Below are 14,962 nucleotides of genomic sequence, written 5' to 3'. Positions count from 1 at the left end.
GCTCCCCTCGGAGTCTTTCGTGCCGCGGTGCCGCGGTGTGCCGGTACCGCGGTGGGTGCGGTTCCGGCGGCTACCGCCCGACCGTGGCTTCGGCGGGTGCGGTGACGGCGGGCGGGCGGACCTCGTACGCCTCCGAGGAGAGGTACGTCATGATCCGGGGCGGCCTGCCGTGCTGGTGCGCGAGCCCCAGGTAGGCGACGAGTCCGACGCCGTCCTCGGGCTGGCGGGACGTGACCGCGGCCACGGCCGGCAGCAGCGGTGCGGGGTCCATGCCGTAGCGCCGCAGCAGTTCCGTGGCGCGGGCCAGGGCCTCGCCGTCGTGCGGGGCGTGGTCGCGTACCGGGACGTAGAGCGTGAAGCCGCTGGGCAGGCCGGCGGCCGTGTCGGTGAAGGCGTGGCAGGTCTGGAGGGGCCGGCGGACGAGGCGTGGCCGGGGCCCGTCGTCCCCTCGTAAACCGTCGGCGCCGGTCTCGGGGCCGGTGGCGGCGCGGAGGAACTCCTCGATCTCCGCGGGGTCGGGGCCGCCCTCCATCCGGGACAGGCCGCCCACCTGCGCAGCCGGTACGTCATGGTGCGCGAGGTAGACCTTCACCCGCGGTTCGTCCCAGTCGCCGAGGTCCAGGGCGAAGAACAGATGGCGGTCCCCGTCGGGCAGCGCGGTGAACGCCTTGCGGTGGCCGAGGCGTTTCAGCGCCTTGCGCACCGTTTTCGCGGCGTGTTCCGGGCCGTTCGCCGCGGGGTTCAGGTAGGCCTTCACCCGCGGGACCCCGCCGGGGCGCAGTTCCAGCGCGCACCACAGCGCCAGCGGGCCCTCGGGCGACGGCGGGAAGAACAGGTCCTCCAGCTCGTCGAGCCGGTCGGTCGTGACGCCCCAGCGTCCCGCCAGTTCACGCAGAACCCGCAGTCCGGTGGCGCCGTTGCGCGCCGGCCCCGCGGCACCGGCGCCCGGCTCCAGCAGGACCCGCAGGGTGGGCGCCCTGCCGGGTTCGAAGGAGAGCGAGAACTCCACCGGCGTGTGGTCGTCGGAGAGGAAGCTGTCGTCGGGCGGCGGCAGGTCGAGCGGCCGGTGGGCGACGGGGCCCAGCGCCTCCACGAGTGTGCGCGCGTAGATCTGGGAGTCGGCCTCGGAAAGCCCCGCGACCCGGCTCAGCCTCAGCAGCTGACCCGCGGTGTGTCCGCCGAGGGTTGCCGCGGCGGCCGTGCGCGCGGTGTCCGGTCTGGGCGCGGTCACCGGCCCTCCCCCGGGAGGAGGGGACGGACAAGAAGATACCCGCCTGGTGGGGCGGGTATCAGGGGGTGCACGACGACGGTGGGTCGTATGAAAACGGCGTCGGTGGATATGTGGTCCACGACACCTCCTCTGTCTCGTGAGCAACACGGAATGCCGCGTTCCTCACTACCCGTGAGGTTGAATCGTCATGCAGTGGTGGAGAGTTGGGAGGTGTTGTGTGAATCACCCCTTCGCCCGGTTGTGCATCACCTCGTCAGCCAGTTGAGGAACTGGCTCCACACACCTCCGCGTTCGGCCCGGCCACCCTTGTGGGCGCCCCGCTCGGGACCCGTCTGCGTCTCGGCGGTGGGGTGGGGGGCGGCCCTGCGGACCGGCTGGACCGGGGTGAACTTGGCGGGCAGCGCGGCGAGTCCGCGGTTGAAGGGGCCGGGCCGCCAGGTCAGGCTCTCGACCGGCACGGCGAGTTCGACGTCCGGGAGCTTGTTGAGCAGATTCTCGATGGCCGTCACGGTGATCTGCCGGCCGGGCTCCTTGGACGGGCAGGCGTGCGGGCCCGCGCTCCACGACAGATGGGCACGGTTGCTGCCCGCCTGACGTGCCGCCGTCAGGGTCGGGCCGGTGTTGGCGGCGGCGAAGCTGACCAGGATCAGATCGCCGGCCTGCAGCTTCTGCCCGGCGAACTCCATGTCGGAGGCGGGGTAGTGGGCGCCCAGGTTCTGCATGGGCGGGTTCTCCCACAGCGTGTCGTCGATCGCCTCGTCGAGCAGACCGCCCTGGTTGGCGTACGCGTCGTGGGTCAGCAGCCGGTGCAGGGTGTTGCCGATCAGGTTCCGCAGCGGCTCGTTGCCCGCCACCATCAGCAGGGCGAGCTGGTGGACCATCTCCTCGTCCGTCAGCTTGGACTGGTGCTGCATCAGCCAGGAGGTGACGTCGTCGCCGGGCCTGGACCGCTTCAGCGCCACCAGTTCGCCGACCGCGCCGAACAGCACCCCCATCGCCTGCTCGGCGTTCACGCCGTCGAACATGCCGGTGATGCCGAACACGATGCGGTCGCCGATGTCCGCGGGCACTCCGAAGAGTTCGTTGAACACGAACAGCGGCAGCTGCTTGGCGTAGTCGCCGAGCAGATCGGCGGATCCCCGCGCGCCGAACTGCGAGATGAGGAAGTTGGAGACCTGTTCGGTGCTCTGGCTCACCTTGCGCGAGTCGATGCGGGCCATGCTGTCCGTGATGGCCTGACGCAGCCTCAGGTGCTCGGCGCCGTCACTGAACATGGCGTTGGGCCGGTACGCCAGCACGGGCGCGACGGGGCTGTCGTGCGGGATCTTGCCCTCGTTGAGGTCCCGCCAGCGGCGCGCGTCCTTGCGGAAGGAGCCGGAGTCCTGGAGGAGTTGGAGGGCGGTCGCGTAGTCGGTGACGAGGGTGGCCTCGACTCCGGGGGAGAGCTCGACGGGTGCGGTCGGCCCGTAGTGGCGGAGATAGGAGTAGTAGGCCTGCGGGTCGGCCGCGAACTCCGGCCCGTACAGCGGCACTCTGCCGCCGGAGTTGTGTGCCGGGCACCCGGGCGGGGGCACGGGGGCGGTGGGTTGGGCGTCCATTTCTGCTCCTAGTGGGCACGGTCCTGCAGATGGCGGACGAGGGTGATCAGCGCTTCGGCCGAGGACTTCTCGTCCCGTGCGTCGCAGGTGACGACGGGGGTGTCGTCGAGCAGGTCCAGTGCTTCGCGCAGGGCCACCTCGTCGCGCAGCGGCGAGCCGTCGAAGTGGTTGACGGCGATGGCGTAGTCGAGTCCGTACTGCTCGATCAGATCGATCACGCCGAAGGAGTCGGCGAGTCGCTCGGGGTCGACCAGCACCAGCGCGCCGAGCGCGCCGCGCGCCATGTCCTCCCACATCTGCACGAAACGCTGCTGGCCCGGCGTTCCGAACAGGTACAGCACGACCCGGTCGCTGATGGTCAGACGGCCGAAGTCCATGGCGACCGTGGTGGTGGTCTTGCCCTGGACCCCCTTGAGGTCGTCGACCGACTCGGCGGCCCGCGTCATCGTCTCCTCGGTGGACAGCGGCTCGATCTCGGAGATCGCCCCGATGAACGTGGTCTTGCCCACCGCGAAGTGACCCACGACGAGGATCTTGACCGCTGTCTGGGTCGCGCCCTCACGGACGTACGCCTTCTCATCCAAACTTGGCCCTGAGACCATTCAGCACCTCCTCCAGGATCTCCCGGTCGGCGAGCGGGGCCCGCTGCACGGGCGGGCGGGTGACGAGGTAGCCGCCCTCGGTGAGGGCGGCGAGGAGGATCTTGACGACGCCCAGGGGCAGTTGGGTGTGCCCCGCGATCTCGGCGACCGAGAGGTAGCCCGCCGAACACAGTTCGAGCAGGCTCTGCTCCTCCGGGGACAGCCGGGTGGGCCGCTGCTGCTGATCGGCGGCGGCCGTGACCAGGGTGATGAGGGAGAGCTGGTCCTCGTCGGGCAGTCCGCGTCCCTTGGTGATGACGTACGGACGCACTAACTCCGGCGCCTGGGGCTCCAGTTCGTCGAAGCCGGTCATGACCGTACGCCGAGGTTCTCGCGCGGCGGGGTCGTCAGGGCCTTGCCGAGCTGGCTGACGAGCTGCTGCATCCGGAAGGTGATGTCCTGCATGTCGACGTCGGGCGAGGCGGAGACGCCGAGGTAGGCGCCCTCGCCGGCCGAGATCAGGAAGACCCAGCCGCCGTCGAACTCGACCAGGGTCTGCCGCCACCGCTGCTGGGCGTCCTCGCAGAAGAAGGCGAGGGAGCGGCTGAGCGACTGCACACCGCTCATCGCGGCGGCCACCCGGTCCGCGTCGTCCTTGTCGAAGTCCTGCGTCCGCGCCATCAACAGGCCGTCGGCGGAGATGAGGACGGCGTGCAGGGCGCCGGGAATCTCCAGGGCGCTGTCAAGCATCCATGACAGATCGTCGTTCACGAGAACTCATGCCCTTCGCTGCTTGCACCACGGGTGCTGCTCGACTGTTCCGCGGGGTCCGTCTGCGTGGCCCGGCCCGACCGAGTGCCTCGCTGGAAGGCGCCCATGATCGCCGCCGTCTCCGCTCCGGAGCGGGCGGGGCCGGAGGCGTTCGACGCGCTGCCGGGCACGATGGCCATCGGCCGCTTGCGGCGCCGCTTCGGCAGACCGTCGACGGTGGTGCCCATGGCCAGCGGGGCCTCGGGGCCCCCGGGGGCCGTGGCGGCCGCCACGGGGGGCGCGACCGGCGCCGGCTCCTTCTGCTCGGGCGCGCTGGTGAGCAGGTCGTGCGGAAGGAGAAGGACCGCGCGGACGCCTCCGTAGGGGGAGGTGGAGTCCACGGACACTTCGAAGCCGAAGCGTTCGCTGAGCACGCCGATCACGGCGAAGCCGAACTGCGGCGGGTTGCCGAGGGCGGAGACGCCGGAGACGCGCTCACTGGTCAGGAGTTTCTCGGCGCGGGCCCGTTCCTCGTCGTTCATACCGACACCGGCGTCGTCCACGACGATGCAAATGCCCTTGGGCACGGTGCGGATGTTGATTTCCACGACGGTGTCCGGGCTGGAATAGCTGGTGGCGTTGTCGAGGAGTTCGGCGAGGGCCAGTGCCACCGGTTCGACGGCGCGGCTGGTGATGCCGAAGTCGACCTGCGAGAGAATTTCCACCCGCCGGTAGTGGCGGACCCTGCCCTGGGCGCTGCGGACCACGTCGTAGACCGACGCGACATCGCGCTGACGTCCCAGCCAGCCGTCGCAGAGCACGGCGATGGACTGGGCGCGGCGGCCGAACTGTGAGTTCGTGTGGTCGATCTCCAGCAGGTCCTGGAGGATGACCGACTCGCCATATTTGTTCTGCAGCCGGGAGACAATCAACTGCTGTTCCGCGGCGAGGCCCTGGAGCGTCCGCATAGCGGACTTCAGGACCGTTTTCGTAGCCTCTTCGGCTCTTTCCTGAGCTGCCTCGACGGATTTCGCGTACCCGTTCTCGAGCTCGGCGTGACGAGCCCGGAGATCTGCGAACTCCTGCCTTAACGTACGCGCCGCCCTGCGCTGGCGAACAATGAGGGCGACTGCGACGAGTACGGCGACGAGGAGAGCCCAGAGTACCGGGTTCTGTATGTAATCAGTCATAAGACTCTCTTCAGGCGACTGACGGCCAGTTGCTGAATTCCCGTCAATGCGGGTGGACCGGCGGACCGCCCGCACCGGGGTTGCCGCCCGGACTGTCCCCGTAGTCGGAGATGTCGTCTTGCACCCATCCGCCCGCTCTACAAGCGAGCGTGATCGTATCACCACAAGAAGGCGCGACAGACCGTCAATATGCGGACTCTGATGAACATTGACGGACCGTCAGCCGTACTGGAGAGGGCCTCCGCAACGCCCCGCCCGAGAGGCCCGACAACACAACTGATAAACGGGCTTCCGCGACATTCGGGCGACATGCAAACAATTGCTGCCCCGAGAACGAGAAAACCCGCACCCGGCGGAACGCCGGATGCGGGCATCGCATACTCACCGAGCGGAGCGTGCTCGGCACGGAGAGTGATAGTGTCCGAGGGGGGACTTGAACCCCCACGCCCGATAAAGGGCACTAGCACCTCAAGCTAGCGCGTCTGCCATTCCGCCACCCGGACAAGGTGTCTGCCGACCGGCGGGGGTGTTCCCCGCGGCGACACGGACAACAATACCAAGGTTTCGGAGTGCGTTTCACCTGCATATCCGCCCCACGGGAGGGCTGCGGGAGGGCGGGCCGGGGGTGTCACACCGGGTGACGGGACCGTCACCTCATCGAGGGCGGGGGCGTCAGGGCATCAGCTGGTACTGCGGGAAGTTCCCCGGCGGCCTCTCCCCCGCCGGCCCCCGCGTCACCGCACGCACCAGCAGTTCCCCGCCGACGAACGCGCCCCGCCAGGACGCGCCGAGACCCCCGAACCACTCCTCGCGGTCGCCGCGCGAACGGGGCCGGCCGTGGCCGACCTTGAAGGCACGGATCTGCGGGGCCAGCCGGTCGTAGGTGGCGCGGTCGTCGGTGGACAGGGTGGCGACGAGCGCGCCGTTGGACGCGTTCATCGCGGCCAGCAGCTCCGCCTCGGTGTCGACCAGGACGATCGTGTCGACCGGGCCGAACGGCTCCGTGTGGTGCAGCGGCGAGGACGGCGGCGGATCGAGGAGCGTGACGGGCTGGACGTACGCCGAGGTGTCCTGGCCGGGCAGGAAACGGGCGTCGGCCGGGCTGCCCCGGTACAGCGGGACGGCACCGCGGTCGACGGCCTCGGCGACCCGGTCGTGCAGTTCCCTGGCCTTGGCCGCGTTGATCACCGGGCCGAAGTCCAGCCGGGGAAGGGGATCCTCGCGGCGCTCCACGGCGAGCGGGTGCCCGACCGTCAGCGTGCGCACCGCGGGGAGGTACGCGGCGAGGAACGAGTCGAACAGGTCCCGCTGGACGACGAACCGCGGATACGCCGTGCAACGCTGCTTGCCGTAGTCGAAGAGCCGGGGAATCGCCGCGGCGAGGGTGTCCCAGTCCGAGTAGTTCCAGATGCCCCAGGTGTTGAGTCCCTCCTGTTCGAGGATGTGCCGCTTGCCGAGGTCGGCGACGGCCGTGGCCACCGCGGCGCCGGTGTCGCGGCCGCCGACGAAGGAGACGCAGCCGATCTCCGGCGCCCGCACCAGCGCCTCGGACAGCTCGCCCCCGCCGCCGCTCACCAGGGTGACGGGAATCCCCTCCCGGGCGGCGAGCGCACAGGCCAGGGTCAGACAGGCGACACCGCCGTCGGTGGGGGTCTTCGCGATGACCGCGTTGCCCGCCAGTGCCTGCACCAGCACCGCGTGGACGAGCACGCTCATGGGGTAGTTCCAGCTGGCGATGTTGGAGACCGGACCGTCCAGCGGGGCCCGGCCGGCCGTCATCTCCTCGATCCCGTCGACGTACCAGCGCACGCCGTCGACGGCCCGGTCCACGTCGGCCTGCGCGAGCCGCCACGGCTTGCCGATCTCCCAGACCAGCAGCAGGGCGAGGAGTTCACGGTGCTCGGCGAGGGCGTCGAGGGCGGCGGCGATCCGGGCCCGGCGTTCGCCGAGCGGCACGTGCCGCCAGGCGCGGTGCTGGTCGAGGGAGGCGCGGACCGCCCGGTGCGCGGTCACGCCGTCCAGACGGGGCGGTCCGGCGACGGGGCCGCCGTCGACGGGGCTGGTGGCGGGCAGCGCTCGGCCGTCGGCCCGCCAGCTCGCGTTCCAGAGGTTGAGGACACGGTCCTCACGGAAGGCCTCCGGGGCGACGGCGAGGCAGCGCCGCCAGGCGTCGGCCCAGGAGGTGCCCGGCTTGAGGGTGAGGGTGGTGGTCATGGGCTGCGGTCACGCTCCTTCGTCCAGTACGGCGAGGGCGAGCCGCGCGGTCTCGGTCGGTGTACCGCCCACCCGTACCCCGGCCGCCTCCAGCGCCTCCTTCTTCGCCTGCGCGGTGCCCGACGAACCGGACACGATCGCGCCGGCGTGGCCCATGGTCTTCCCCTCGGGCGCGGTGAAGCCGGCGATGTAGCCGACGACGGGCTTGGTGACGTGGTCGCGGATGTAGGCCGCGGCCCGCTCCTCCGCGTCGCCGCCGATCTCCCCGATGAGGACGACGAGTTCGGTGTCGGGGTCGTCCTGGAAGGCGGCCAGGCAGTCGATGTGGCTGGTGCCGACGACGGGGTCGCCGCCGATGCCGACACAGGTCGAGAACCCGATGTCGCGCAGCTCGTACATGAGTTGGTAGGTGAGCGTGCCGGACTTGGAGACCAGTCCGATACGGCCCGGCTTGGTGATGTCGGCCGGGATGATGCCCGCGTTGGACTGGCCGGGGGTGATCAGACCGGGGCAGTTGGGTCCGACGACCCGGGTCCCGCGTGCCTTCGCGTACGCCGTGAGGGAGACGGAGTCGTGGACCGGGACGCCCTCGGTGATGACGACGGCGAGGCCGATCCCCGCGTCGGCGGCCTCGGTCACGGCCGCCTTCACGAACGCCGGCGGTACGAAGACGACACTGACATCGGCGCCGGTCGACCGTATACCGTCGGCGACCGACCCGAAGACGGGTACGGCACGGTCGTCGAAGTCGACGGTACGGCCCGCCTTGCGCGGGTTGACGCCGCCGACCACGTCCGTGCCGGCCGCCAGCATCCGCCGGGTGTGCTTCATTCCCTCGCCGCCGGTCATGCCCTGGACGAGGACCTTGCTCTCCCTGGTGAGGTAGATCGCCATGGGTCCGGTCTCCTCAGGCTGTGGTGGCGAGGTGGGCGGCACGGCGGGCGGCGCCGTCCATGGTGGTGGCCTGCTGGACCAGGGGATGGCGGTGCTCGTCGAGGAGGGCGCGCCCCCGGGCCGCGTTGTTGCCGTCGAGCCGGACGACGAGCGGCCTGGTCGGCCGTACGGTGTCCAGGGCCCGCACGATGCCCTCGGCGACCGCGTCGCAGGCGGTGATGCCCCCGAACACGTTGACGAGGACCGACTTCACGGCGGGGTCGGACAGGACGACCGCCAGACCGTCGGCCATCACCCGGGCGGACGCCCCGCCGCCGATGTCGAGGAAGTTGGCGGGTCGGGCACCGCAGCCGGCGACCACGTCGAGGGTGGACATGACGAGCCCGGCGCCGTTGCCGATGACGCCGACCTCGCCGTCGAGCTTGACGTAGTGGAGGCCCCTGGCCGCGGCCGCCGCCTCCAGCGGGTCGGCGTGCCCGGCCGCGGCCGTTCCCCGACGGGCCTGCCGGAAGGAGGCGTTGTCGTCGAGGGTGACCTTGCCGTCGAGGGCGAGGATCCGCCCCTGCCGGGTGCGCACCAGCGGGTTGACCTCGACGAGCAGGGCGTCCTCGCGGACCAGGACCTGCCACAGCCGCACGAGGACGTCGACGGTCTGCGGCGGGAGCCCGGCCGCGGCGGCGATCTCGGCGGCCTTGGCCGAGGTGACGCCCCGCGCCGGGTCGACGAGGATCCGGGCGACCGCGTCGGGCCGGGTGGCGGCGACCTCCTCTATGTCCATGCCGCCCTCGGCGGAGGCGATGGCGAGGAACCGGCCGGCCGCGCGGTCCAGCACGTAGGAGACGTAGAACTCGGTCTCGATGTCCGCGGGCTGGGCCAGCATGACCGTGCCGACCGTGTGCCCCTTGATGTCCATGCCCAGGATCTGACGGGCCGTGATCTCGGCGGCGGCCGGGTCGGCGGCGAGCCCGATCCCTCCCGCCTTGCCTCGTCCGCCCGTCTTGACCTGGGCTTTCACCACGACCCTCCCGCCGAGCCGGCGGGCGATCCCGCGTGCCTCCTTGGGCGAGTCGGTCACCTCGGCCCTCGGTACCGGGATGCCGTGTTCCTCGAAGAGTTCCCTTGCCTGGTGTTCGTACAGGTCCATTCCGGCTCCTGTCTGAAAGTGCCGCACGCCCCCTGGACACCACCCACCGGATGCGGGATAACAAGCTTCATACAGTATTCGTCGACTGTATGCAATGTACTGCAGACGGCATCCCACCCCCTACGAAGGGACAGGACTTCGCCATGCCCGACGACACGCAGGACGTGATCTCCGGCGGCCATCTCGTTGCCAAGGCCTTGAAGGCGGAGGGGGTCGACCGCATCTACACCCTGTGCGGCGGCCACATCATCGACATCTACGACGGCTGTGTCGACGAGGGCATAGAAGTCGTCGACGTACGCCACGAACAGGTCGCCGCGCACGCCGCCGACGGCTATGCCCGTATCACCGGCAGGCCGGGCTGCGCGGTGGTGACGGCCGGCCCCGGCACCACCGACGCGGTCACCGGTGTCGCCAACGCCTTCCGCGCGGAGTCCCCGATGCTGCTGATCGGCGGCCAGGGGGCGCTCGCCCAGCACAAGATGGGGTCCCTGCAGGACCTGCCGCACGTCGACATGATGACGCCGATCACCAAGTTCGCGGCGGCCGTGCCGGACACGGCGCGGGCGGCCGACATGGTGTCGATGGCGTTCCGCGAGTGCTACCACGGCGCTCCCGGCCCCTCCTTCCTGGAGATCCCACGCGACGTCCTGGACGCCAAGGTGCCCGTGGCGAAGGCACGGGTGCCCAAGCCCGGTGCCTACCGCGCCTCGACCCGCTCGGCCGGCGACCCCGAGGCGGTCGAGAAGCTCGCCGACCTGCTCGTGCACGCCGAGAAGCCCGCGATCCTGCTGGGCAGCCAGGTGTGGACGACCCGCGGCACGGAGGCCGCCGTCGAACTGGTGCGCACCCTGAACATCCCCGCGTACATGAACGGCGCCGGCCGCGGCACCCTCCCGCCCGGCGACCCGCACCACTTCCAGCTCTCGCGCCGCTACGCCTTCTCCCACGCCGACGTCATCGTGATCGTCGGCACGCCCTTCGACTTCCGGATGGGCTATGGAAAGCGCTTGTCCGCCGACGCGACCGTCGTCCAGATCGACCTCGACTACCGGACCGTCGGCAAGAACCGGGACATCGACCTCGGCATCGTCGGCGACGCGGGGCTGGTGCTGAAGTCGGTGACCGAGGCCTCCTCCGGGCGTCTCGACGGGGGTGCGTCCAAGCGCAAGGAGTGGCTCGACGAACTGCGCGCGGCCGAACAGAGCGCCGTCGAGAAGCGGTTGCCGCAGCTGCGCTCGGACGCCACGCCGATCCACCCGTACCGCCTGGTCAGCGAGATCAACGACTTCCTCACCGAGGACTCGGTCTACATCGGCGACGGCGGTGACATCGTCACCTTCTCCGGGCAGGTCGTCCAGCCCAAGTCCCCCGGCCACTGGATGGACCCGGGCCCGCTCGGCACGCTCGGCGTCGGCGTCCCCTTCGTGCTCGCGGCCAAGCAGGCACGGCCCGACAAGGAGGTCGTCGCCCTCTTCGGCGACGGCGCGTTCTCCCTCACCGGCTGGGACTTCGAGACCCTCGTCCGCTACGACCTGCCCTTCGTCGGCATCGTCGGCAACAACTCCTCCATGAACCAGATCCGTTACGGCCAGGCCGCCAAGTACGGCGTGGAGCGCGAACGGGTCGGCAACACCCTCGGCGACGTCCCCTACGACAAGTTCGCCCAGATGCTGGGCGGTCACGGCGAGGAGGTGCGCGACCCCGCCGACATCGGCCCCGCGCTGCGCCGCGCCCGCGAATCGGGGAAGCCCTCGCTGATCAACGTCTGGGTGGACCCGGACGCGTACGCCCCCGGAACCATGAACCAGACCATGTACAAGTGAGGTGAACGCCCATGACCGCCAGGGCACTCGAGGGCATTCGCGTCCTCGACATGACCCACGTCCAGTCCGGGCCCTCCGCGACCCAGCTGCTCGCCTGGCTCGGCGCGGACGTCGTCAAGCTGGAGGCACCCTCCGGTGACATCACGCGAGGGCAGCTGCGCGACCTCCCGGACGTCGACTCCCTCTACTTCACGATGCTCAACTGCAACAAGCGGAGCATCACCCTCAACACCAAGACCGAGCGAGGCAAGGAGATCCTCACCGAGCTGATCCGGCGCTCGGACGTGATGGTGGAGAACTTCGGGCCGGGCGCGGTCGACCGTATGGGGTTCACCTGGGATCGCATACAGGAGATCAACCCACGCGTCGTGTATGCCTCCATCAAGGGGTTCGGCGACGGCCCCTACACCGACTTCAAGGCGTACGAGGTCGTCGCGCAGGCCATGGGCGGGTCGATGTCGACCACGGGTTTCGAGGACGGGCCGCCGCTGGCGACGGGCGCTCAGATCGGCGACTCGGGCACGGGAGTGCATACAGTGGCCGGGATACTGGCGGCACTCTTCCAGCGGGAGCGCACCGGACGCGGACAGCGCGTGAACGTGGCCATGCAGCACGCCGTGCTCAACCTGTGCCGGGTCAAGCTGCGCGACCAGCAGCGCCTGGCCCACGGGCCGCTCGCCGAGTACCCCAACGAGGACTTCGGCGACGAGGTGCCCCGCTCCGGCAACGCCTCCGGCGGCGGGCAGCCCGGCTGGGCGGTCAAGTGCGCGCCGGGCGGCCCCAACGACTACGTGTACGTGATCGTGCAGCCCGTCGGCTGGCGGCCGGTCAGCGAGCTCATCGGCCGGCCCGAGCTGGCCGACGACCCCGAGTGGGCGACACCGCAGGCCCGGCTGCCCAAGCTGGGCAAGATGTTCCAGCTGATCGAGGAGTGGTCCTCGACGCTGCCCAAGTGGGAGGTGCTGGAACGGCTCAACGCCCACAACATCCCCTGCGGGCCGATCCTGTCCACCAAGGAGATCATCGAGGACGAGTCGCTGGCCGCCAACGGGATGGTGGTCCGCGTCCCGCATCCGCAGCGCGGCGAGTTCGTCACCGTCGGCAGCCCGCTGAAGCTCTCCGACTCCCCCGTCGAGGTGACCGCCTCCCCGCTGCTCGGTGAGCACAACGAGGAGATCTACGTCGGCGAACTGGGCCTCGGCGACCAGGAGTTGCGCCTGCTCAAGTCGAACGGGGTGATCTGACGTGATGGCCGAGGACCGGATCCTGCGGGTGCGCACGCTGCTCGACGCGGTGCGCGCCGTGGGACGCACCGCGCTCACCGCGCCGGAGGGCAAGGTGATCGCCGACGCGTACGGGATCGCCGTACCGGGCGAGGAGCTGGCCACGGACGTCGAGGAGGCCGTGGCGTACGCGGCCCGCTTCGGCGGACCCGTGGTGATGAAGATCGTCTCGCCGGACATCCTGCACAAGACCGACGCCGGCGGTGTCGTCGTGGGCGTGGAGGGGGCGGCGGACGTACGGGCCGCGTTCCACCGGATCGTCGAGAACGCGCGCGCGTACGACGCGGGAGCGCGGATCGAGGGCGTGCAGGTCCAGGAGTTGCTGCCGAAGGGCCAGGAGGTCATCGTCGGGGCCGTCACCGATCCGACCTTCGGGAAGGTCGTGGCGTTCGGGCTCGGCGGGGTGCTCGTCGAGGTGCTCAAGGACGTCACCTTCCGGCTGGCGCCGGTGGACGCCGACGAGGCGATGTCGATGCTCGACTCGATCCGCTCGGCGGAGATCCTGCGCGGGGTCCGCGGGCAGGCCGGGGTGGACCGGTGGGCGGTCGCCGAGCAGATCCGGCGGGTGTCCCACCTGGTGTCGGACTTCCCGGAGATCGCCGAGGTGGACCTCAATCCGGTGATCGCGACGCCGGAGGGAGCGGTGGCCGCCGACATCCGGGTGATCCTCGCCGAGTCGCAGCCTGCACCCCGTCGACGGTATGCACGCGACGAGATCCTGTCGACGATGCGCCGTCTGATGCAGCCCCGGTCCGTCGCCGTCATCGGCGCCTCCAACGAGCAGGGAAAGATCGGCAACTCGGTGATGCGCAACCTCGTCGACGGCGGATTCGCCGGGGACATCCATCCGGTGAACCCCCGGGCCGATGACATCCTCGGCCGGAAGGCGTACAAGAGTGTCACGGACGTTCCCGGTGAGGTGGATGTGGCGGTCTTCGCGATCCCCGCCCGGTTCGTGGCCCCGGCCCTGGAGGAGGTGGGACGCAAGAACATCCCGAACGCCGTCCTGATCCCCTCCGGCTTCGCGGAGACCGGCGAGCACGCACTCCAGGCGGAGCTCGTGGCGATCGCCGAGCGGTACGGGGTACGCCTGCTCGGGCCGAACATCTACGGCTACTACTCCACGTGGCAGGACCTGTGTGCCACGTTCTGCACGCCGTACGACGTCAAGGGCGGGGTGGCGCTGACCTCGCAGTCGGGCGGCATAGGGATGGCGATCCTGGGCTTCGCCCGCACCACGAGGACGGGCGTGTCGGCGATCGTCGGCCTCGGCAACAAGTCGGACCTGGACGAGGACGACCTGCTGACCTGGTTCGGCGAGGACCCGCACACCCAGTGCATCGCGATGCACCTGGAGGACCTCAAGGACGGGCGCGCCTTCGTCGAGGCCGCGCGGGCGACCGTGCCGAAGAAGCCGGTCGTCGTCCTCAAGGCGGGGCGTACCGCGGCGGGCGCGCGGGCCGCCGGTTCGCACACGGGGGCGCTCGCCGGCGACGACGCGGTGTACGACGACATCCTGCGGCAGGCGGGCGTGATCAGGGCGCCGGGGCTGAACGACATGCTGGAGTACGCGCGCGCGTTGCCGGTGCTCCCCGCGCCGCGGGGCGACAACGTGGTGATCATCACCGGGGCCGGCGGCAGCGGCGTCCTGCTGTCGGACGCGGTGACCGACAACGGGCTGTCCCTGATGGAGATTCCGCCGGACCTGGACGAGGCCTTCCGGAGGTTCATCCCGCCGTTCGGGGCCGCGGGCAACCCGGTCGACATCACCGGGGGCGAGCCGCCGTCGACGTACGAGGCGACGATCCGGCTGGGCCTGGAGGATCCGCGCGTCCACGCTCTCGTCCTCGGCTACTGGCACACCATCGTCACGCCGCCGATGGTGTTCGCGGAGCTCACCGCGCGCGTGGTCGCCGAGTTCCGGGAGCGCGGTGTGCACAAGCCCGTCGTCGCGTCGCTCGCCGGCGACGTCGAGGTCGAGGAGGCCTGCCAGTACCTGTTCGAGCGGGGGGTCGTGGCGTACCCCTACACGACCGAGAAACCGGTTTCCGTGCTCGGCGCGAAGTACCGCTGGGCGCGGGCGGCGGGCCTGCTGGGGGGCGGTTCATGAGGTGACACGGAGGGGCCGGCCGGCGGGGGGGGGCCCGCCCCCCCCCCGGCCCCCGCGCCCCCCAAAACCCATTGGCACGGGGGGCGGGCCAGAACATTAGACCCAAAGGGTGGTGAGGTGCAATAAGACCACCCACAAAAC

12 protein-coding genes and 1 tRNA gene are annotated in these 14,962 nt (G+C 70.5%); 3 read left to right on the top strand and 10 right to left on the bottom strand.

The window, feature by feature from the left end; all coding sequences use genetic code 11:
• Positions 1–70: 70 nt before the first annotated feature.
• The 10 genes from ACFY30_RS06415 to sucC form a co-directional block, all read right to left on the bottom strand.
• Entirely contained in the window at positions 71–1,231 is a 1,161-nt protein-coding gene (locus ACFY30_RS06415; RefSeq protein ID WP_390844006.1) for a tryptophan dimethylallyltransferase family protein, read from the bottom strand.
• Between the two features lie 245 nt (positions 1,232–1,476).
• Positions 1,477–2,829, bottom strand: a complete 1,353-nt coding sequence (locus ACFY30_RS06410; RefSeq protein WP_390844005.1) for a cytochrome P450 — start codon at positions 2,827–2,829, stop codon at positions 1,477–1,479.
• Positions 2,830–2,837: 8 nt separating this feature from the next.
• Positions 2,838–3,431 (bottom strand): ATP/GTP-binding protein, encoded by a 594-nt coding sequence (locus tag ACFY30_RS06405; protein ID WP_390844004.1) that lies wholly within the window; start codon positions 3,429–3,431, stop codon positions 2,838–2,840.
• On the bottom strand, positions 3,406–3,783 hold the full coding sequence (locus tag ACFY30_RS06400) for a DUF742 domain-containing protein (RefSeq protein ID WP_390658713.1): 378 nt from the start codon (positions 3,781–3,783) through the stop codon (positions 3,406–3,408). Before ACFY30_RS06400 ends, ACFY30_RS06405 begins: the two co-directional genes overlap by 26 nt.
• A complete protein-coding gene (locus ACFY30_RS06395) occupies positions 3,780–4,181 on the bottom strand; it encodes a roadblock/LC7 domain-containing protein (protein WP_390658714.1) in 402 nt (133 codons plus the stop codon). Before ACFY30_RS06395 ends, ACFY30_RS06400 begins: the two co-directional genes overlap by 4 nt.
• Complete coding sequence (locus ACFY30_RS06390) at positions 4,178–5,350, bottom strand: ATP-binding protein (RefSeq protein WP_390821772.1); 1,173 nt, start codon at positions 5,348–5,350, stop codon at positions 4,178–4,180. Before ACFY30_RS06390 ends, ACFY30_RS06395 begins: the two co-directional genes overlap by 4 nt.
• A gap of 418 nt (positions 5,351–5,768) precedes the next feature.
• Positions 5,769–5,853: transfer RNA gene (locus ACFY30_RS06385), tRNA-Leu, on the bottom strand.
• A gap of 169 nt (positions 5,854–6,022) precedes the next feature.
• On the bottom strand, positions 6,023–7,564 hold the full coding sequence (locus tag ACFY30_RS06380) for an aldehyde dehydrogenase family protein (RefSeq protein ID WP_390844003.1): 1,542 nt from the start codon (positions 7,562–7,564) through the stop codon (positions 6,023–6,025).
• 9 nt (positions 7,565–7,573) lie between these two features.
• Complete coding sequence (sucD, locus tag ACFY30_RS06375) at positions 7,574–8,458, bottom strand: succinate--CoA ligase subunit alpha (protein ID WP_390844002.1); 885 nt, start codon at positions 8,456–8,458, stop codon at positions 7,574–7,576.
• A gap of 13 nt (positions 8,459–8,471) precedes the next feature.
• Positions 8,472–9,602 carry an ADP-forming succinate--CoA ligase subunit beta gene (gene sucC / locus ACFY30_RS06370; protein ID WP_390844001.1) on the bottom strand — a complete coding sequence of 377 codons (1,131 nt, stop codon included), beginning with the start codon at positions 9,600–9,602 and terminating at the stop codon, positions 8,472–8,474.
• Between the two features lie 143 nt (positions 9,603–9,745).
• Here sucC and ACFY30_RS06365 point away from each other — a divergent pair, with 143 nt between their 5' ends.
• Genes ACFY30_RS06365 through ACFY30_RS06355 form a run of 3 tightly spaced genes read left to right on the top strand, consistent with a single transcriptional unit; the run spans position 9,746 to position 14,821 of the window.
• Positions 9,746–11,428, top strand: a complete 1,683-nt coding sequence (locus ACFY30_RS06365; RefSeq protein WP_390844000.1) for a thiamine pyrophosphate-binding protein — start codon at positions 9,746–9,748, stop codon at positions 11,426–11,428.
• Between the two features lie 11 nt (positions 11,429–11,439).
• Complete coding sequence (frc, locus tag ACFY30_RS06360) at positions 11,440–12,672, top strand: formyl-CoA transferase (protein WP_390843999.1); 1,233 nt, start codon at positions 11,440–11,442, stop codon at positions 12,670–12,672.
• 4 nt (positions 12,673–12,676) lie between these two features.
• Positions 12,677–14,821 (top strand): acetate--CoA ligase family protein, encoded by a 2,145-nt coding sequence (locus ACFY30_RS06355; protein WP_390843998.1) that lies wholly within the window; start codon positions 12,677–12,679, stop codon positions 14,819–14,821.
• Positions 14,822–14,962: the final 141 nt, after the last annotated feature.

Source organism: Streptomyces sp. NPDC000345 (assembly GCF_042898825.1).
Lineage (GTDB): Bacteria > Actinomycetota > Actinomycetes > Streptomycetales > Streptomycetaceae > Streptomyces.
Note: the sequence above shows the minus strand (reverse complement) of the source record. Positions and strands in the feature narration are given on the sequence as shown.